The sequence below is a fragment of the Streptococcus sp. HMSC056C01 genome (assembly GCF_001811305.1).
In the GTDB taxonomy this organism is placed as follows: Bacteria; Bacillota; Bacilli; order Lactobacillales; family Streptococcaceae; genus Streptococcus.
In genome coordinates, this window is sequence record NZ_KV804209.1 from 167,866 (window position 1) to 187,056 (window position 19,191).

Sequence of the window (19,191 nt, forward strand, 5' to 3'; positions counted from 1 at the left end):
CATGGGCTAAAAGCCCTTTGCATCATAAAATTGAACTCGGGCTAAAGTCTGGGTGAAAAAGATAAACTTTCCTAGAAACTAAAGTTTCTTCGTCAAGTTTCCTATTTTCACTGAGACTTTTGACGCCCTTAGTATCTTATAATAGAATAGGAGAGGTCATGGCTGACGATAAGCTAAGAGCGACTCCTGCGGCTAGAAAATTAGCAGATGATTTAGGGATAAATCTCTACGACATTTCTGGCTCAGGCGCAAACGGTCGTGTCCACAAAGAAGACGTGGAAACATATAAAGACACTAACGTGGTTCGCATTTCACCACTCGCAAAACGAATTGCACTAGAGCATAATATTGCTTGGCAAGAAATTCAAGGAACAGGTCATCGTGGTAAAATCATGAAGAAGGATGTTTTAGCCTTTCTTCCTGAAAATATCGAAAACGATACGATTAAATCACCTGCTCAAATTGAGAAAGTGGAAGAAGTTCCAGATAACGTAACACCTTATGGTGAAATCGAACGTATTCCGATGACTCCTATGCGTAAGGTTATTGCACAACGTATGGTTGAATCATATTTAACTGCACCAACCTTTACGCTTAACTACGATGTAGATATGTCTGAAATGCTTGCCCTTCGTAAGAAAGTTCTTGATCCAATCATGGAAGCAACTGGTAAGAAAATCACTGTTACAGACTTGCTTTCACTTGCGGTTGTTAAAACTCTTATGAAACACCCATACATTAACGCTTCATTAACTGAAGATGGTAAGACAATTATCACTCACAACTATGTCAACCTCGCGATGGCAGTTGGTATGGATAATGGATTGATGACACCAGTTGTCTACAATGCTGAAAAAATGAGTTTGTCTGAGTTGGTAGTTGCCTTCAAAGATGTTATCGGACGTACTTTGGATGGTAAACTAGCTCCTAGCGAATTGCAAAATTCAACCTTCACCATCAGTAACTTGGGAATGTTTGGTGTTCAATCATTCGGTCCAATCATTAACCAACCGAACTCAGCAATCCTTGGGGTTAGCTCAACAATTGAGAAACCAGTTGTTGTTAATGGTGAAATCGTGATTCGTCCAATTATGAGTCTTGGTTTAACAATTGACCACCGTGTCGTAGATGGTATGGCTGGTGCTAAGTTTATGAAAGACTTGAAAGCTTTAATTGAAAACCCAATCTCAATGTTGGTTTAAAGTATTTGTTTTAGAAATATAGATAGAGGAAGTAAGATATGGCCTTAGAAGTAATTATGCCAAAAGCCGGCGTGGATATGACAGAAGGACAAATCGTCCAATGGAATAAAAAAGTCGGAGAATTTGTAAAAGAAGGAGAAATCCTTTTGGAAATCATGACTGACAAAGTCAGCATGGAATTGGAAGCAGAAGAAGACGGTTACTTGATCGCTATCCTAAAAGGTGACGGCGAGACTGTTCCTGTTACTGAAGTTATCGGTTATCTTGGTGAAGAAGGGGAAAATATCCCAACAGCTGGAGCAGCTGCACCAGAAGCTAGCCCAGCACCTGCAGAAAGTGCTTCAAACGATGATGGTAAGAGCGATGATGCTTATGATATCGTTGTTATTGGTGGTGGACCTGCTGGATATGTTTCTGCCATTAAAGCAGCTCAATTAGGTGGTAAGATTGCTCTTGTTGAGAAATCTGAACTTGGTGGAACTTGCTTAAACCGTGGGTGTATCCCAACTAAGACTTACCTTCACAACGCTGAAATCATTGAAAATATCGGTCATGCAGCAAATCGTGGTATCGTAATTGAAAATCCTAATTTCACTGTTGATATGGAGAAACTTTTAGAAACAAAATCTAAAGTTGTCAATACCCTTGTAGGTGGTGTTGCAGGACTTCTTCGTAGCTATGGAGTTGATGTTCATAAAGGTATCGGTACTATTACTAAAGATAAGAATGTCTTGGTAAACGGTTCTGAATTACTTGAAACTAAGAAGATCATTCTTGCTGGTGGTTCAAAAGTAAGCAAAATCAATGTTCCTGGTATGGAATCATCACTTGTGATGACGAGTGATGATATCCTTGAAATGAACGAAGTACCAGAAAGCCTTGTGATCATCGGTGGTGGAGTTGTCGGTATCGAACTTGGACAAGCCTTCATGACCTTCGGTTCAAAAGTAACTGTTATCGAAATGATGGATCGTATCGTTCCAGCTATGGATTCTGAAGTATCTAAGAACCTTCGCTTAATCCTCGAGCGCAAAGGTATGACTATCTTGACGGGTACTAAACTCCAAGAAATCATTGAAGAAGATGGCAAACTCCGTATCAAAGTTGAAGGAAAAGATGATATCATCGCGAATAAGGCCCTTCTTTCAATCGGTCGTGTTCCAGACCTTGAAGGTATCGGTGAAGTCGAGTTTGAATTAGAACGTGGTCGTATCAAAGTCAATGAATACATGGAAACTTCTGTTCCAGGTATCTACGCACCAGGTGATATCAACGGTACTAAGATGTTGGCTCACGCTGCCTTCCGTATGGGTGAAGTTGCGGCTGAAAATGCGCTTAAAGGAAACCACGCTGTTGCCAAATTGAACTTGACTCCTGCAGCTATCTATACACTTCCAGAAGTAGCAGCAGTTGGTTTGACTGAAGAACAAGCTCGTGAGAAATATGATGTAGCAATTGGTAAATTCAACTTTGCAGCAAACGGTCGTGCAATTGCTTCTGATGCTGCTCAAGGTTTTGTTAAAGTTATTGCCGATAAGAAATATGGTGAAATCCTTGGTGTTCATATAATTGGTCCAGCAGCAGCTGAATTGATCAACGAAGCGTCAAGTATCATTGAAATGGAAATCACTGTTGAAGAAATGCTTAAGACAATCCACGGTCACCCAACATACTCTGAAGTTATGTACGAAGCATTTGCTGATGTTCTTGGAATGGCTATCCATTCACCTAAGAAAAAATAAAAATAGATAGACTAGACTGGAATTATTTTCCAGTCTCTATCGTATTAGAAGGTATCTTATGAAATATATTATCAATCATTCAAACGACACTGCCTTTAATATTGCTTTAGAGGAATATGCTTTTAAGCATCTTCTTGATGAAGATCAAATCTTCCTTCTTTGGATCAACAAACCATCTATCATTGTAGGTCGTCACCAAAATACCATCGAAGAAATTAACCGTGACTATGTACGCGAAAACGGTATTGAAGTAGTCCGTCGGATAAGTGGTGGTGGAGCTGTTTACCATGATTTGAACAACCTTAACTATACAATCATTTCAAAAGAAGATGAGAACAAGGCCTTTGACTTCAAGAGTTTTTCAACTCCGGTGATTAATACCTTGGCTGAACTTGGTGTTAAAGCTGAATTTACAGGCCGTAACGACTTAGAAATCGACGGTAAGAAATTCTGTGGAAATGCCCAAGCCTATATCAATGGCCGTATCATGCACCATGGTTGTCTTCTCTTTGACGTGGATTTGTCAGTCCTAGCTAACGCACTTAAAGTGTCTAAAGATAAGTTTGAATCAAAAGGGGTTAAATCAGTCCGTGCTCGAGTAACTAATATTATCGATGAGTTGCCAGAAAAGATCACTGTTGAAGAATTCCGTGATTTACTCTTGGAATACATGAAAAAAGAATACCCTGAGATGACTGAGTATGTATTCTCAGATGAAGAATTGGCTGAAATCAATCGCATCAAAGAAACTAAGTTTGGAACTTGGGACTGGAACTATGGCAAATCACCTGAATACAATGTCCGTCGTGGAACTAAATTCCCAAGCGGTAAGGTTGAAATCTTTGCTAATGTTATTGAATCAAAAATTCAAGACATCAAGATTTACGGTGACTTTTTCGGTATCGAAGATGTTGCAGCAGTAGAAGACGTTCTTCGTGGTGTCAAATACGAACGTGAAGATGTCCTCAAAGCACTTCAAACCATTAACTTAGGCCGTTACTTCGCAGGAATTACTGCTGAAGAAATTGCTGAAGCAGTTGTTGAATAAAATCAAAAGAGATCCATGTAATATGGATTTCTTTTTTGTTTAAACTTGATATTAAAATTTGATGGGAGTATAATATAGTGGAAATTTAAAATAATTAGGAAAAAGTAAATAATGATAAAAATTCCAATTGAAAATCTCGGACTATTTGAACAGTTAGATCGTACTGTGGTAGCTTTTTTTAAAAACCAAGAATCTACAAATCCTTACGATTTGAATATTAGTATCACCCAAGAACACTTCGATAAGAAAAGACAAGAGTTAGAACCATTAGGTTTGCAAGCTGTCCAAATCCCACTGGGAATGGCTTTAGACAATGTTATTCAGCAAGAACATTTTAAAGCCCTAATTATTGGTGGTCTTGCTCCTGAGGAAATTATCGTTAGCAAAGAAGCATTAATGCCTATGAAAGACATTGTTGATAGTTTTTGTATTATGTATGCTGCAGCTAATAACCGCCTTGAAAATAGTAAAGCTTATGAATTAATGAAAAATAAAACGGTCTACTTTATTGGAAAACTTCTTACTGACATTCCACAAAAAGATGATGAAATTGCTTATATGGGTATTGATAGAACAGCTAACGATGGTACGCCATATGAAGCTGTTAAATGCTTTTTAACGAAAGAAAGTGCTGAGAAGTACAACGAAGAGAAAAGACCCATCAGCCCTGCGAATCTGGCTTATCTAAAGTCATTTTTGGGAAAACCAGTTATCATTGAGCCACACAGAAATTATTGGATTGAATTTTTATAGAATAATAAAAGAGCGTTAGATAATAAAAAATCTATCGCTTTTTCAAAACTATTTTACATAATTTATATTATGTATTACCAAAGACTGTCCAAGGCATTCTTTTGCTCATCATTGACAATATGGGTATACAAGTCGGTAACTTGTGTGCTAGCATGTCCTAGCTGGTGACTGACCAAAACTTGTGATTTAGTAGCATCATAGAGACGCGTTGCTAATGTGTGGCGTAGCTTGTGGGGCGTCACGCGGACTTTGAAGTCTTTTGAATACTTGGCGACCATTTTTTCAACACTTGAAGCATCAATCCGGTTTGGAACACCTCGATACAAGGTTAGAAAGAGGGCTGTATCAGTCTTTTCTGTCTTGTAACGTTTGTCTCGAATAGCAAGATATTGCTCCAGATAAGGCTTCGCAAAGGCAGCAACATTGACCGAATCTCGTTTTCCACCTTTTCGAGTGACATCAATGACCATCATCTTGAGATTAAGGTCTCGAAGGTCCAGATTTACTGCCTCAGAGAGACGAACACCAGAGGCAAGAAGGAGTGAAATGATGGCTAAATCTCGCTCTTTATTCTTATTAAAGGAGGATAAGGCGCGATTTGAGAGAGTTTTAGGGTATTCCTCATCTATATAATTCAAAAAACCTTCTGTTTCATCACCTAAAAAGAGTTTTTGCTTGATATTTTCAGCTCGGGCAGCCAAGGTTTCTTTCTTTTTCTTGGTAGCAACCTTCTTCATGACATTGCGATAGAAATAAGGTTCACCTTGTTCATTTTCAACTTCCTCGGTCAAATATTTATAAAGACTAGACAATGCAGATAAAGTACGGTTAATGGTTGTTTGAGAAACTCCTTGTTTAGTTGTATTGGCATTCAGCAACGGTCGTTCACGCAAGTAAAGAATAAAAGATTCCATGTCTTTCTTGGTCATATTCTCAAGTACATCTAAAGGTATATTTGCCATGGTGTCAGCATTCGATATACCAGATTCTAAAACCCAGCTGAAAAATCGATCGTATTCCTTTAAGTATTCGTACAAGGTTGTAAAACTGTAGGGAACAGCTAATTTCGATTGGTAGTATTCCAGAACGTACCAGGGCATGACTTGTTTGAGTTTATCAATACGTTCTAATAAGATCTCGCGTTTCATGTTTTTCTCCAAATCTTTCTATACTAGTAGTATAGCATAGCCAGATATATTTTTCAAGAAAATTATAGTTTTTCGGAAAGAAGTTATAGGAGATATATAGGTTAACCGAAAAAAATTTTTGAGCAAAAAATGTACTTTATTCCCGTGAAAACTAAATCTTTCGCATACTAAAATTCTGTACACTATCTACTTGAAAACTAAAAATACAATCTTTTAAAATAATGTACTTTATAAAAATCTATGATAAAAAACAAGTTCAAATTTGAACCTGTTTTTTAAATTTTCCTATAAGGAACAAAATGTTCTCTTTTTCGTCTACGCCCTTTACAAAATATGCATGGCTCGATAGATCGTTTTACATTTGCAATCTTATCTACAATAGCCATTCTATAACGATGCTCTGGATTATTCTTACAAATCCACCAAAATCTTAATTGCGTATTATTTGGGATTCTTTCTGGATCCCCTAGAATAAGATTGTTAAGATAGTCCCACTCGTTCATCAAATCTTCAAATGAGATATTATCTTGTCTTTCTTTTAATTCTGCACAAAATGGACACATTTCTTTAAGATCTTTTGTCTCGGAATTTAAATACTTATTTAATATAATGCTGAAGCGCTCATGAAATTCGAAGTTACATTCTTTGCAGCGCCATAAATAAAACCTTTTTTCAGTTAATAATGGAACAAAACTATCTATTGAGACTTTATTATTTGGTGCCCACAATTTTGCTAGTTCAGGGTACAAATAATCAAATGTATTATACCCATTCAGAGGCTTATCGTTGTTACAGAAAGGACAACACTGAGAAACTTCTCTTCGAATTGGGATAGAACATAAATATGTCCCATGACACTTTGAACAATCCCACCAATATTTTTTCGTTTCTATTGTTGTCTGAGATAAATGAATAGGAATTTTATTTTTATCGCTCCATTCTTTGATGAGTTTTGGTTCTTTAAGGAAAATATTATTTTTAAATACCTCAGTCCTCCAGTCACATTGATTGGGACATGTTTGAAAGTTTTGATTTTCTAAATCGGTTCGACTGATCATTTCGGCTGGGCTACATTGAAAGTTGATTTTACAACAAGGACAAACCCAACTAACTACATTATTTGACTTAAACCAATATTCGGAAAAATCCCTTTCATTACTGAGGTCCCAAAATTCCCTCAAATAGGGATGTGTTTCATTTAGTGTATTAAAATCCTGAAGTTTTTCTCTATTTGAACAAAATGGACAAGACCTATCTGTTTTTTCAAATAGTGAGCATGAATACTCTCCGTGACAATTCGTACATTCCCATAACACATGAACATTAGATAATACATCAACTTGATTAGGTGTAATATTGTTCCTTTTAGACCACTCCTTGAGCATGGAAGAATTTAAAAAAGATAGAGGAGAAACATCAAAATCTTTATCCAATAACTCTTCAAATGAAGAATGACACTCCAAACAGTAATGACCACTTCTTTTAATTCGGTTCAATAATCTATCAATAGATAATTCAAATTTGCAATGACACTTATCACATTCCCAATGGATAGGTACTGTTATATTGTAACTCAGCTTCAGTTCGTTAAATTTAAATTTGTTTAAATGTTCGCTATAGATTTTAGCTAAATTTGGATAAATTGATTTGTAATCGCAATGATAGGAAGTTTCATTGCAGCCAAAATGAAATAAATCCCCACTTGTTAGTTGAAATAACCTCTTATTTGTCGCAGAATCTTTCCAACTTAATTGACACGTCGGACATTTAAAATTGAATTTTCTTTTACTATTGAACGGCAAGGTAAGAAGTTTCTCATCTAATTCTTCATCTTGCTCAATGCTGTAGTTTATATAATTTCTGAAATCGGGATAAACCTGAAGGACGCTCTCATTTTCATCAATGGAACGTTCACCTAATCCACAATGGGGGCAACACCTAAGATATTCATAACTGTCAAGCTGCACATCAATGATTTTCGCTTCCCAATGGTGTTGACAATAAGGGCAAGACCAATAGGCATATTTTAAACTATTTGACGATAATTTTTTGGGGTCAAGAACATTTCGTTTTTGATCCCAGTACATGTAAATAGCTGGATTATCTTTAACTTTCTTGTTCATTTCTTTCCTCATTTATAATTAGTTTTGCTGTCTAGTAAGTTTTTAATAGAAACCACTTTAGTTAATTTTTGAGGATTTTCTTGTTCAATAAGACCACCAGAATGAAAATCTATTTCTGAATCAGCGGTGATGATATTGTCTGCTAGGAAATCCTCACTGATAACCTTTTGAGAATTTTTTAACAATCCTTCTTCTTTTAAAAGCTCATTCGCAATTTCTGGATAGACACTTGTTTTGATTATTTGTAATAGTTTTTGATTCTCATCACTTAACTCATTTTCTCTTTGTAGCTTCTGTTTTAAATCTTCATTAGTTGACTGTAGTTCAGAATTTAAACTACGTAACTTATCTGCTTCTTGTTTATAGCTGGCCGCAATGTTTGCTATTTTCTTGTAGTATTGGCTAATTTCCACCAATGCTCTTTTCATAGCACCTGGAGCACGATTTTTTGCCATAAAATTGTCAGGATCTATGGTCTTATAAGTAATTACAGCTTCATAATTTTCATCTTGGTATTTAATTTCACTTTCTTTTAAAAAATCCCTGAATCTTTTATTACGTCTAATGGTTGTATTCGCAACATTTTGATAGCCATTATTCCTAACATAGTCACCAAACCAAGGGATTTTTACCAAGCTTAAATCACAGGAACACTGGGAAATTAAATACTGTTCAAACAAATGAATCAATTCATCATCAGAAATTGATTTCTTTCTAGCCATTAGACTTATTCTCCTCTAAAGATAGTTGTTTAGCATTTAAGTAATCTTGATAGGTATTGCTAACTGTTTTTAATTTCAACAAAGCTTCTCCAATATCTTCAATATGACCTTTCCCTTGCCTAACTTTTCTAATCGCTTCATCTACAACCATAGCTTTTTCATCAACTGACTTTTTAAATGTTTTATCCATTGAAAAATAATCTTTACCTGCTTTACGGTAAAAAGGGCAGCTCGTACAAGCACCTAGTTCTGCATGCTCACTAATAACTTTCAGACAATCTGAATAATCACCTTTCGCAAAGCGGGGTGAGTAACACCGTCCTTTATTTTCTAAAGTGATGTATTGTCCTTGTGCTGTATAAAATGGCTGTCTCTTACTTATGGTGTAATTCGTATTCTTACTCGTTAGTTTACGATACATTTGATAACTACGACATTCAATAAATTGGCTTAAATTTGAAAAATAGTGAGATGAAGTTGTCACATCTTCATGACCAGCTAAAAGCATAGCTGTAACAGGACTAGCCCCTTCTGCAATTAAATTGATCATTGCAATGTGTCTCGTATCCCCAATATGAATCAAATTAATCTCGTTTTCATCTAATCTAGCTGGAAAACTAAAATAATTAACTTGATAACCGTATTTTTGAGAAATAATCTCATTAAAAAAATACCTCAAAATAGTATTGAGATTAGTGTAAGTTAAAAATCGGTTATTAACACCTGTTCGACGACCCCAACGGTTATAATGAGGATCAGTCACAAATAATGTATCTAATTTAGTAGAATTATCATTTTCCGTAAGTTTGAGGTAAGTCTTTATTTCAGAAGCTAATGAATTAGTAATTTCATAAGTATTCAAAGTATAATCTTCAGAAATTTTATGTGCAACAAGTCGATCCCTTCCTTTGATTATATTTCTCCTTAATGTAAGAAAATATTTTCCATCTTTCTCGGTTAAACAGTTTCTTTGTATTAAAAGAAATTCTCTTGGCCTTAAAGGTAAAATTGCTGTAATCTGCCACCAGAGATACAATGGATAATAAAATAGACGTTCTTTCTTAGATAATGTTTGAGACCAATAATCATTTAAAATGTCATTAAAAGTAAAATAGGATTGAAATTGCGCTAATTGTCTTTGCTGTTTTGACCTCTGCTTTTTTTGAAGGTTGATAGTTAATTTATTATCTAATTGCTCCAATAGTTGATTTAGTTGACTATCATCTGAACAGGGAAGATTTGAGAAAAAGTCAATACATAAACCAGGAAATTTTACAGAAATATTTTCTAAATCTAAAAACGTATCTTTGGTTGTATTTTTAATAATTTGTTTAATATCCATTAGAAATAGCTGTAAAGTTTTTAAAACATGTTGTTTCATTGAGAAAACAATAAAACTTTTTAAGTAATCGATAAATTCCTTATAAGGCAACTGAAAAATTGATTGATAAAATCTCCTATATTGAAATTCAGAAATGTTAAAAAACAGGCTAATATTGGCATATTCATTTGTAGTTTCCCATTTCTTATGATCAAAATCGTAACTTAGAATAATTCCTTTATCAAAATAGTCATCGAAAACTTCTTTTGCTCGCAGAACACAATCACGGTCAAAAGTTTCAAAATAATTTTCAATTTTAAAAAGTTTAGCTTGATTGTTCAATTTATTAACTCCTTTATTATTTCTTCGTAATCATGTAACACGTCATCTCCATATTGCTCGCATAAAGCTTGCAACATTTCAGTTAAACAAGGTTTTATTTGTTCTTCTAAAATACTCCAAATTTTACCTTTTTCTAAATCAGTTCGAACTCTAGAGTATTGTTTGTTCAAACGATTGAATTCTCCTACTAATAACAATAAAGTAGATTTCGTTTGTAATTCATAATGACAACCGATGCAATGTTGCCTATCGTCATATGGACAAATCTTTCCAAGCGCAGATAAAAGACACATGCTTTCACCTTGTTTTGAGAAGGCTTCACCGTTTCCTATACGATGACAAATAGTAAGAAGTTGATTAGGCTCTGCTTCTTCTTCTACCAAAATCTTTAATGCCTTTTGCGATTTCACTTCTGCCTGAATGCTTAAAGCCAATGTTTTTTCAATCTCATTTGGTGTCAAATCTAACTGTTTAATCATCTGAGTCTGTTGACTAGGACTTAATTCTTTATACTTTCCTCTAGTTACAATCGTCAGGATCATTGATGGAATCATAGATAAAACACCTCGTTCAAATAGTTCTCTCGCAACCATTTCTGGTTTAAGCTGGCTTAGTTGGGCATCTTTTAGGTACGTTGTTGTAGTTTGTGCAAATTCATCGAATGAACCTTTATGGCTACGGGCTAATGCGGCTAAAAAATAGCCTTTAATATTTAACTCAGATTTTTCTTGCAAAACATCATCTGCTAACATGGCAACAGTTTGAAGATAGGATTTATTTGCAGATCTAGAACTAAAATTCCTTTCAAGAAATAAGTCTCCAATTTCTTTCCCCATATATCGATTAATTCGTTTATATTCTTTTATTTGTCGAATTAAAGGTTCATCATTATTATCTTTATTCAACTGATAATGAGCTTCACAGATAGCCAACAACGTTCCAATCAATACCTGACAACTCTCAGGGACCTGAAATTTAATCTGACTAATATTTTTAGTTCGCTTTGTTTTGTTTGGAGTAATATTTAAATAAGTTAAACGAGTTGTAATACTTAAAAGAGTTCTTCTTGCCTCACTGCTACTCCAATTACCACTTCTAACTGATTTTAGAACTTCTTTCGGTGTTCTAGGAAGTTGTGGATGTCCAAGTTGTTCTAAATCTGTTCCACGTAGCGCACATATAAAATGAAGTGCTAGAAATAGCCAGGTATCTGCGTAGTCTTTTGAGATTGCTGCTTTATAAAGCATATCTTCTTTTCTAATGTAATTGTCATTAAAAAGAAAATACAGTAATTCTAAATATTCGTCTAACTCATAAGCGTTAGTCTCCTGTTCTAATGTGTATCGAGGTGTAAATTCATATCTTTTGTGATAGTTACATCTCATTTTATTCATTAACCACTTTAAAAAATCAATAAAAACTTCGCCTTTTTGCTTTTCAAGTGCATATACTGCTTCTTCAACCAACAATTCAATCTCATTATCATTACAGAGAAATAAATCTCTTTTAAGATAAAAAGCAAGAAAATCTTGAACATAAAACATGTTTTCCTTAGATAAGTTGCTATCTTCTGAGTATTGCTGAAAATATTTGTAAGTTAATGGGAATTTTTGTTTAAATATAGGCTGAATTCCTGCTAAACCAGTTGGTCCAAGAAGATAATTGGTTATTTTTTCTATTAATAATTGAGCATCTTTATCTGAGATGGAATAGTTATCCAAATCAATCTCTATATTAAACCAATTGTTATCAACTAAAAACTGACTAATTTTTCCTTTATACTGTGTATCGTTTTTTCCGAGTTCACTTAACAGATTTTCGATTAAAGATTTAATTGAATAAGTCATACATTACCTTTCTAACTTATCACCAAAAAGTTCATTTGCTCGCCAATTCATATAGTCAAAAACACCATTATTAACTTGACCATATTGTTTTGCGATTTCTCCTTTGTTTTGTAGATAAACCCAAGCACTCTCAGGCGATTTATCACCTCTTGCTGACATAAGCTCACTGATTTCAGAAACCCCAGATAATACTAACTGTGTCGTGTACCAGTGTCTGAAAATATGTGGGGAAATATTATGCTCCTGCAAAAGCTGCCCAAAAAAGACAACCTCTGCATCATCAGATTTTAAGAAGATTGGGATCATTTCGTCGCGAATAATCTTACGAAATCGTTGATAGTATACATCGTATGATAATGCTTTTCCTCGTCTGTTAAGATTTAAAGGTCCATAATCCTTCTCATACTTCTTACCTTCCAGATAAGTCATATAGTCATTATAAGTGTCTAAAAAGACCTCCAGAAAGATATAAGGTACTGCTTGAAGTCTTTCCTTTTTAATCCGTCCAGTTGGCTTTAAATCGCTTCGGAGAGGTATTTCTTTTCGTAGATCGATCTCAATCTTAAATACTTGCCCATCACTTTGGTGAAACAAAATACCTGGCCCTAGAGGACTATCTTCACGTCTTACATTGCATGCTTCTGATGGTCTTAAGCCAACAAAGGCTCCCAAGGCCACAACCATGAGTAGATCTTTATGATAGTGTGCTATGTGAGAAAATAACATCTCAAAAGCACTATTTGGCATATCACGAAAAATAGCTTTCTCAGTGTTGCTATCATCTACGTATATTTCAAAATTTGGTTCTTTACGTTTTATAACCCGTCCTCTACTATTCGTAAAAGTTGTCGTAGCATACAATTCTTCTGCTTTTAACTTAGCCTTTCCCTCTCGCTCACTTAAATAAAGAGTTAAGAAGTCAAGAACTGCATTTACGCATTTTTCAACGGTGCTTTTCTTTCTTTTTCCTCTATCTCCTGGTAACTGAGATAATCCATAAAGCGTAAAAAATTCTCTAACCATTTCAAGTGTAAGTTGATCTATACTTTTAAGTCCAGAAGTACCAAATATAAAATTTAGAAACTTAACAACGTAAGAAAAGCGTTTATTCCCATCATCTGAAATCGACTTGATTCTTGAAGTAGATTTAACATAACGATGAAAATCAGTAAATTGTAAGTTGCCGTCATCGTGCTTCAGAACGATAAATTGCTTTGTCACGATGTTGTTATCACCTAAAACCAGTGAATGTTTATATACAACAAATCTCATGTTATCTCCTTGTTTAATATGACTGAAGGTTCTGACTGGATTTTAGGATGTCAATACACAAAAAAACGATCAAATCAGTACCATTTTCCTTTGTGCTCTAAACTGCATAAAGGGAATATCGATGAGTACTTTCATTGATCGTTATTATTATTTAAATTAATTCAATAACAAAAGTAACTTCATCTAAGTAATCAGAGCAATTAATTAGCTCAGCAACAACGATAACCACAGCAACTCCTTCTAAACGATGAAAGGAATATCCGCCGTGGCTATCTATTTACTTTTTTTCTTTTACTTTTGTAAGTTACTTTTGTTATTTTTACTTTTTCTGTATTATATCATATTTTGATTAAATTGTCATCTGAGATAGTGATTTTAAAAAAACTGGAAATTTTTTCAATTGTATATTTTGACAATAAAAAACACTTTTATATCAATTTAATGATTTTAGAGCGTTTTTAGCTTATTTGATTTTAAAGTTGTCGTCTATTCCTCAGGATTACTTGAAGAACAGGAAAAATTCGACAACAAAGTAGTCGATCTATTCAGTTATAAAACCTATGAAGGTCTTTCTGCTGGAACTGGCCACTCCTACTTTGGAGATGTAGATTATACTCTTACTTATTCAACTGAGAATATCCCTCATGATTTCTCCTCAGGTGGTGCTAGCAAGCTTATATATTATAGCACGAAAAGGATAGAGTGTTTTATAAAATTATACTATAAAATGAAAGAGAATTACACACTCAACTCAAACAACTTATAAAACTCACCTCTCCTATCCATCAAGTCACAAAAAGAACCAACTTCAACAATGACGCCTGCTTTCATAAAGAGAATTCTATCGTATTTTTTCAAAATGTTCTCATTCAACTTGTGGGTTACTACAAGTGCAGTCAAATTTTGAATATCCAAGATTGAACTTTCAATTTCAGTAGTTACTTGATTATCCAAAGATGAAGTAGCCTCATCCAATAATAAGATTGGTGTTTTTCGAATCAAGGCGCGCGCAATACTAACTCTTTGTTTTTGTCCGCCAGATAAATTTGATCCATTCTCTCCACATAAAGCTTGTAGACCTAATTCATTTTCTAAAACATAACTTTCTAAACCTGACTGCTGTACAGCTTTCTTTATTTCCTCATCAGTGAAGGATTGATTAAGAGTAATATTTGCTCTTAAAGTATCATCAAAGATATAAATATCTTGCTGAACAATCGTCATCAAGTTATAAAGACTCTCTGCTGAAATAGCTTGTATATCTTGATTATCAATTGAAATATGTCCACTTGTTACATCATAAAAACGCAGCAATAGATTGAGCAAAGTTGATTTCCCACTCCCTGACATTCCTACAATTGCAATTTTTTCCCCTTTTTGAATCTTCAAAGATAAATGATTAAAAATCTTTTCTTCAGTATTAGGATAAGAAAAATCTATATTTGAAAAAGAAATAACATCATCGAAATATTCTTTCGTTTTACCAGTTTGAAGTTCGATTACATCTTTTACCTCAAATGCATCTAGTGTTGCCTGACCTTCACGGAATTTACTCATTCCCATACCAACTTCATTTAGTGGCATTACTACAAAATTGACCAGTTGAACAATAGCTGTTACACTTCCAATTGTGGTATAGCCATTAAAAACAAGATACATTCCTCCACCAAAGGCTACTAAAAAAACAATCATCCCCGAAAGCTGCGAAATAACATTAGCTAAGACATCAAATTTTCCTTTCATAAAATATATCTCATCCAATTTTTCGCTTTCATTTCTGTAATCTTGACGGATAGCCTCTTTCACATTAAAACTTTTTATAACTAGAAACCCTGCTAAAATATCTTTAACCTTAGCTAAATACTTCTGATCGGCAATCATGGCACTCTTTTGAAGATAAGCTGATTTTTGTCCAATGAATCCAGAAATCATCATTGGAATAATGCTAGCAATGATAACCAATAAGGTCAAATACCAATTACCTATAAACATAGCTAGGAGCGAAAAAATCATTAAGGAAAGGTTTTTTGAAATATTAAAATACTGGTGTAGATAATCTTGCTCAATTTTCTTCATATTTTCGGTTAATACAGAAATAAATTTCCCTGATTTTTCTTTAGAAAAGTCTCTATAATCCCTATCTAAAATAGATTGGAACACCTTATTTTTGTATCTTGACATGATTTGCCTAACAAGTTTATTTTTCAATCGAAGAGATATAAAGTTGAGCCCTGCATATATGAAAATAACAATAGCTCCTACTAGTACCGCTTGAGTTAAGGCTTCTTTATTTTGAGACATGCCACTATCAATAATACCTTTAATAGCATAAGCAAAAGCAATATTAGTTAAAGGGACCAGTATATTAAATATCATGAAAGCATAAAAAGCCTTCTGATGGTTCTTTATCAATTGTTTCATCCTTAATCTACCTCATAATTCTTAATTTAATTTAGAAAATGTGACATAAAATATTCTTCTAAGTCAATATTCTCTCTCCTAATCTCTTTCATAGAGACCTGTTCTACAATTTTTCCATTTTTGATAAAACCAATTTTATCTGCTATCTGTGAAATTTCCGATAATATATGACTCGATATTAGTATTGTAATTCCATGCTCCTTAGAAAGCGACAACAAAAGATTTCGAATTTCTTGAATTCCTATTGGATCTAAACCATTGATTGGCTCATCTAAAATTAACAATTTAGGTTTTGTTAGAAAGGCACGAGCTAAACCAAGCCTTTGCCTCATTCCTAACGAAAAATCTTTTACTTTTTTAGTCGTATTTTTTAATCCGACCATTCTTAAGGCTCTTATTATATCTGATTCAATAATATTTTTCCCCATATACTGAGCGTGAATTTCCAAAATTTCTTTTGCAGTGCAGTTATCATAAAAAATTGGTGATTCAATAATACTTCCAATCTGACTTAGGATTTCTTCTCTGTGTTCTTGTAGATTTTTCCCAAAAATTTCAATACTACCTGATGTAATTGTTGATAAGGTTAACATACATTTCATTAACGTTGTTTTTCCAGCACCATTCGGTCCTAAAAAACCATAGATTTCTCCTTCAGCAATTTGAAGGTTAATACCACTTAAAACTTCTTCCTTATCAATTGTTTTAAAAACTTCTTTTATTTCAACAATATTTCTCATTTCTATCTCTCTTTCTTTATCCAGCTTTAAATGCAAGAATTTTTCTTCCGGAGCATAAATACCAACTTATACAGTCTCTTTTTTATAGAAATCATCAAGGAATTATCACATTCCTTCAATCAAATTCATCTATGCTACTTGATACTAATATCTTGTCTTGAAATATTATAAATTGAAAATGAAGTAATCATTAAACTTATGAAACTTGCAAATATCAAAAAGAATAAGTTATCAGCAATATTATTAGATAAACTTCCTGGACTTACATTTGAAAGTAATGCTGCTAAACCAAGTCCTGAAAGCATTGTTATAGCTGTTGAATGTTTAATCATACCTAAAACAAATGGTAGTAACCCTATTAGTACTATTGCAAACGTTATTCCAGCTAAGTTAATTAATTGACTAGCTAGAGGGATATAACTAGATTCAGTTACAACAGCCATGAATCTAATAAATAATTGAATCACTAAATGTGCAGAAAAATGGGCAATAAATGCTATTAGAATGACTGAAAGAATTTTTCCCCAAAGTAACTTTATTTTAGAAATAGGGTAAGAAAACAACTGAAAAATTGTTCTTCGTTTAAATTCATCAATAATAATCGTAGATAATAAATAAGATTCGAAAATCAAAAATGCTGATTTTGTAAATAAAGATGAAAACAATGATGCTACAATTGCCCAACCTTCCCATTTCCCAGTAATTCTAATAAGATTAGAATCCTGTCCAGTGAATTCTCCTAGTTTATTGTCAGTACCTAACCCCATAATAATGATTGCTGTAATACCTAACACTATAAATATAGTACACAACCAGGCTAAAAATAATTTAGATTTAGAAACTTTATTTAATTCAATTTTAATAAGCGACAACATAGATTCTTTCCTCCGAAGTGTAAATAAAGAATAAACTATTCAAACTAATCTCAACAAATATTTAAAAATAAGCTTATTTTTAAAACAATATCACTATACATACTATCGGTATGTATATACTAAAAAACAAACATACCTGTGGTATGTATAATAGATTTTTAATAACACACTTAAAGTATGTTATTTTTTAATTATCAATTATGTAAGATAATTTATTCAATTAATAATACATAAATAGAAATTAGTATTAACAAGAATGTCATAGGACTACTTATTTACTATTTTTTAAGTGATCAAATAAGTTGAAAATAACCTCCATCATTTCATCAGAAATTAACTGTACCCCTAGACCTTCAAAAGTAAGTTTAATGAAATTCATTTTACGCTTTAATTCTACTAATGAAAAAACGGAAATTTGAAAACCAATCCAAATATTTAGAGTCAAAACAATTAAATCTGCTAGCTCTTCTGGATAGTCTGTTTTAATAGACCCATCTTCAACACCTTCGTAAACTTTTTCTCTAATTTCCGGTAAAAAATCAGAAAATAGACCTAGATACTGCTCTCCTAACAAACGTGGACTTCTTAGCATAATTGAAGCAGAGTAAACGAGCCTTTGGTGTTCAAAATTAGAGAAAGAGTCCATCAAAGAATTTTGTATCTTTTCTAATCCAGTATTTCCTCTCCAATTATAATTTAAAATTTCTTGATTATTTTCGCTAATGATTGTTTGTAGGATATCATATTTAGACTCAAAATGATGATAGATAACACCTTTCGTCAATCCACCTAAGCCATCAATGATATCTTGTATTGACGTATTATCAAATCCTTTTTCTAAAAATAAATTTTTGGAGACCTCTAGTATTTTTTTTCTAGTTTCATGTGAGTTTCTATTCCTTGCCATTTTAGTCCCTTTCTATCATACCGATGGTATGTAATTCTATTGTAGTGGAAGTAACTAATAATGTCAAGTTCTTTATTGGAAAATGAAAAAAGCCTTAAAATCAAGGCTTTTCTATACTTTCACAAATAATCCTAATAAAATTCCATTCAACTTCTTCTAAGCATCTTTTCTAAAAAATAAATTGACAATCTCATCTTCTGAAAAGCCTAGCTCACCAAGTTTTTCAAACAAAATTTTAACTAGCTTGTTAGATTCTTGATATCTTATCTCTTTTATTTCTTGCTCGCTTGCTATGACAAAATATCCTAATGTTCCACAGCTAGTAACCAAATTCTGTTCTTCGAGAACTTTCATTGCTTTTTGGACAGTTGCCGGATTACACTTCTCGTTTTCTGCTAATCTCCTTATTGAAGGAATTTGTTGTTCAGGTGCATAATCACCTCTTAAAATAGTCGTTCTTAATTTTGATGCAATTTGTAAATATAGATGGTGTTTCATTTAATCTTTTTATTATTACTTTCCCTAACAAACTTCCAATATGCAGAATAAGGGATGGCTGTAGCTAGTAGAAGATAGTATTTATTTGCAAACATATCTGCTACTCCTTTTGCATTGAAATGAATAGGAACTTTCTCAGGGAGAAATCCACAAATAATGACTATGATGACCATCATTCCCAACAAAACCAAAATATCTTTTAACAGTCTATTTTTCATCTTATTTTCCTC

The 19,191-nt window shown here is 33.3% G+C and carries 16 protein-coding genes; 4 read left to right on the forward strand and 12 right to left on the reverse strand.

Going from position 1 to position 19,191, the window contains the following annotated elements; genetic code table 11:
* Positions 1 to 158: 158 nt before the first annotated feature.
* From HMPREF2795_RS07860 to HMPREF2795_RS07875, 4 genes are all read left to right on the forward strand, one after another.
* Positions 159 to 1,202 carry a dihydrolipoamide acetyltransferase gene (locus HMPREF2795_RS07860; RefSeq protein WP_075228588.1) on the forward strand — a complete coding sequence of 348 codons (1,044 nt, stop codon included), beginning with the start codon at positions 159 to 161 and terminating at the stop codon, positions 1,200 to 1,202.
* A 38-nt stretch (positions 1,203 to 1,240) separates the two neighbouring features.
* Positions 1,241 to 2,944, forward strand: coding sequence for a dihydrolipoyl dehydrogenase (gene lpdA, locus HMPREF2795_RS07865; RefSeq protein WP_075228589.1), 1,704 nt, complete (start codon positions 1,241 to 1,243; stop codon positions 2,942 to 2,944).
* A gap of 58 nt (positions 2,945 to 3,002) precedes the next feature.
* The gene (locus HMPREF2795_RS07870; RefSeq protein ID WP_006145561.1) at positions 3,003 to 3,992 is read left to right on the forward strand and encodes a lipoate--protein ligase; all 990 of its coding nucleotides are present in this window, start codon (positions 3,003 to 3,005) and stop codon (positions 3,990 to 3,992) included.
* 111 nt (positions 3,993 to 4,103) lie between these two features.
* Positions 4,104 to 4,745 carry a hypothetical protein gene (locus HMPREF2795_RS07875; protein ID WP_000590819.1) on the forward strand — a complete coding sequence of 214 codons (642 nt, stop codon included), beginning with the start codon at positions 4,104 to 4,106 and terminating at the stop codon, positions 4,743 to 4,745.
* A 74-nt stretch (positions 4,746 to 4,819) separates the two neighbouring features.
* On the opposite strand, the gene xerS is transcribed toward HMPREF2795_RS07875, so the two are convergent.
* The 12 genes from xerS to HMPREF2795_RS07935 form a co-directional block, all read right to left on the reverse strand.
* Positions 4,820 to 5,893: a tyrosine recombinase XerS gene (gene xerS, locus HMPREF2795_RS07880; RefSeq protein WP_075228590.1), complete on the reverse strand. Its 1,074-nt coding sequence runs from the start codon at positions 5,891 to 5,893 to the stop codon at positions 4,820 to 4,822.
* Positions 5,894 to 6,168: 275 nt separating this feature from the next.
* Positions 6,169 to 8,016 carry a zinc-ribbon domain-containing protein gene (locus HMPREF2795_RS07885; protein ID WP_075228591.1) on the reverse strand — a complete coding sequence of 616 codons (1,848 nt, stop codon included), beginning with the start codon at positions 8,014 to 8,016 and terminating at the stop codon, positions 6,169 to 6,171.
* An 8-nt stretch (positions 8,017 to 8,024) separates the two neighbouring features.
* Positions 8,025 to 8,738: a hypothetical protein gene (locus HMPREF2795_RS07890; protein WP_075228592.1), complete on the reverse strand. Its 714-nt coding sequence runs from the start codon at positions 8,736 to 8,738 to the stop codon at positions 8,025 to 8,027.
* Entirely contained in the window at positions 8,731 to 10,401 is a 1,671-nt protein-coding gene (locus tag HMPREF2795_RS07895) for a hypothetical protein (protein ID WP_049498825.1), read from the reverse strand. Before HMPREF2795_RS07895 ends, HMPREF2795_RS07890 begins: the two co-directional genes overlap by 8 nt.
* On the reverse strand, positions 10,398 to 12,248 hold the full coding sequence (locus tag HMPREF2795_RS07900; RefSeq protein ID WP_075228593.1) for a hypothetical protein: 1,851 nt from the start codon (positions 12,246 to 12,248) through the stop codon (positions 10,398 to 10,400). Before HMPREF2795_RS07900 ends, HMPREF2795_RS07895 begins: the two co-directional genes overlap by 4 nt.
* A 3-nt stretch (positions 12,249 to 12,251) precedes the next feature.
* Positions 12,252 to 13,520 (reverse strand): site-specific integrase, encoded by a 1,269-nt coding sequence (locus HMPREF2795_RS07905; RefSeq protein WP_075228594.1) that lies wholly within the window; start codon positions 13,518 to 13,520, stop codon positions 12,252 to 12,254.
* A 738-nt stretch (positions 13,521 to 14,258) separates the two neighbouring features.
* Complete coding sequence (locus tag HMPREF2795_RS07910) at positions 14,259 to 15,941, reverse strand: ABC transporter ATP-binding protein (RefSeq protein ID WP_075228595.1); 1,683 nt, start codon at positions 15,939 to 15,941, stop codon at positions 14,259 to 14,261.
* Positions 15,942 to 15,967: 26 nt separating this feature from the next.
* Positions 15,968 to 16,681 carry an ABC transporter ATP-binding protein gene (locus HMPREF2795_RS07915; protein WP_075228596.1) on the reverse strand — a complete coding sequence of 238 codons (714 nt, stop codon included), beginning with the start codon at positions 16,679 to 16,681 and terminating at the stop codon, positions 15,968 to 15,970.
* 134 nt (positions 16,682 to 16,815) lie between these two features.
* Positions 16,816 to 17,556 carry an ABC transporter permease gene (locus HMPREF2795_RS07920; protein WP_075228597.1) on the reverse strand — a complete coding sequence of 247 codons (741 nt, stop codon included), beginning with the start codon at positions 17,554 to 17,556 and terminating at the stop codon, positions 16,816 to 16,818.
* Between the two features lie 271 nt (positions 17,557 to 17,827).
* Positions 17,828 to 18,463 (reverse strand): TetR/AcrR family transcriptional regulator, encoded by a 636-nt coding sequence (locus tag HMPREF2795_RS07925; protein ID WP_075228598.1) that lies wholly within the window; start codon positions 18,461 to 18,463, stop codon positions 17,828 to 17,830.
* Positions 18,464 to 18,619: 156 nt separating this feature from the next.
* Entirely contained in the window at positions 18,620 to 18,961 is a 342-nt protein-coding gene (locus HMPREF2795_RS07930) for a GntR family transcriptional regulator (protein ID WP_025197150.1), read from the reverse strand.
* Positions 18,958 to 19,179, reverse strand: a complete 222-nt coding sequence (locus tag HMPREF2795_RS07935; RefSeq protein ID WP_025197149.1) for a DUF1648 domain-containing protein — start codon at positions 19,177 to 19,179, stop codon at positions 18,958 to 18,960. Before HMPREF2795_RS07935 ends, HMPREF2795_RS07930 begins: the two co-directional genes overlap by 4 nt.
* Positions 19,180 to 19,191: the final 12 nt, after the last annotated feature.

Bases quoted from the DNA above. Each gene is read 5' to 3' on its own strand.
- HMPREF2795_RS07890 (WP_075228592.1), bottom strand. From the start codon at position 8,738: ATGGCTAGAAAGAAATCAATTTCTGATGATGAATTGATTCATTTGTTT.
- HMPREF2795_RS07875 (WP_000590819.1), top strand. From the start codon at position 4,104: ATGATAAAAATTCCAATTGAAAATCTCGGACTATTTGAACAGTTAGAT.
- HMPREF2795_RS07910 (WP_075228595.1), bottom strand. From the start codon at position 15,941: ATGAAACAATTGATAAAGAACCATCAGAAGGCTTTTTATGCTTTCATG.
- HMPREF2795_RS07925 (WP_075228598.1), bottom strand. From the start codon at position 18,463: ATGGCAAGGAATAGAAACTCACATGAAACTAGAAAAAAAATACTAGAG.
- HMPREF2795_RS07860 (WP_075228588.1), top strand. From the start codon at position 159: ATGGCTGACGATAAGCTAAGAGCGACTCCTGCGGCTAGAAAATTAGCA.
- HMPREF2795_RS07915 (WP_075228596.1), bottom strand. From the start codon at position 16,681: ATGAGAAATATTGTTGAAATAAAAGAAGTTTTTAAAACAATTGATAAG.
- HMPREF2795_RS07900 (WP_075228593.1), bottom strand. From the start codon at position 12,248: ATGACTTATTCAATTAAATCTTTAATCGAAAATCTGTTAAGTGAACTC.
- HMPREF2795_RS07935 (WP_025197149.1), bottom strand. From the start codon at position 19,179: ATGAAAAATAGACTGTTAAAAGATATTTTGGTTTTGTTGGGAATGATG.
- HMPREF2795_RS07930 (WP_025197150.1), bottom strand. From the start codon at position 18,961: ATGAAACACCATCTATATTTACAAATTGCATCAAAATTAAGAACGACT.
- lpdA (WP_075228589.1), top strand. From the start codon at position 1,241: ATGGCCTTAGAAGTAATTATGCCAAAAGCCGGCGTGGATATGACAGAA.
- HMPREF2795_RS07920 (WP_075228597.1), bottom strand. From the start codon at position 17,556: ATGTTGTCGCTTATTAAAATTGAATTAAATAAAGTTTCTAAATCTAAA.
- xerS (WP_075228590.1), bottom strand. From the start codon at position 5,893: ATGAAACGCGAGATCTTATTAGAACGTATTGATAAACTCAAACAAGTC.
- HMPREF2795_RS07870 (WP_006145561.1), top strand. From the start codon at position 3,003: ATGAAATATATTATCAATCATTCAAACGACACTGCCTTTAATATTGCT.
- HMPREF2795_RS07905 (WP_075228594.1), bottom strand. From the start codon at position 13,520: ATGAGATTTGTTGTATATAAACATTCACTGGTTTTAGGTGATAACAAC.
- HMPREF2795_RS07885 (WP_075228591.1), bottom strand. From the start codon at position 8,016: ATGAACAAGAAAGTTAAAGATAATCCAGCTATTTACATGTACTGGGAT.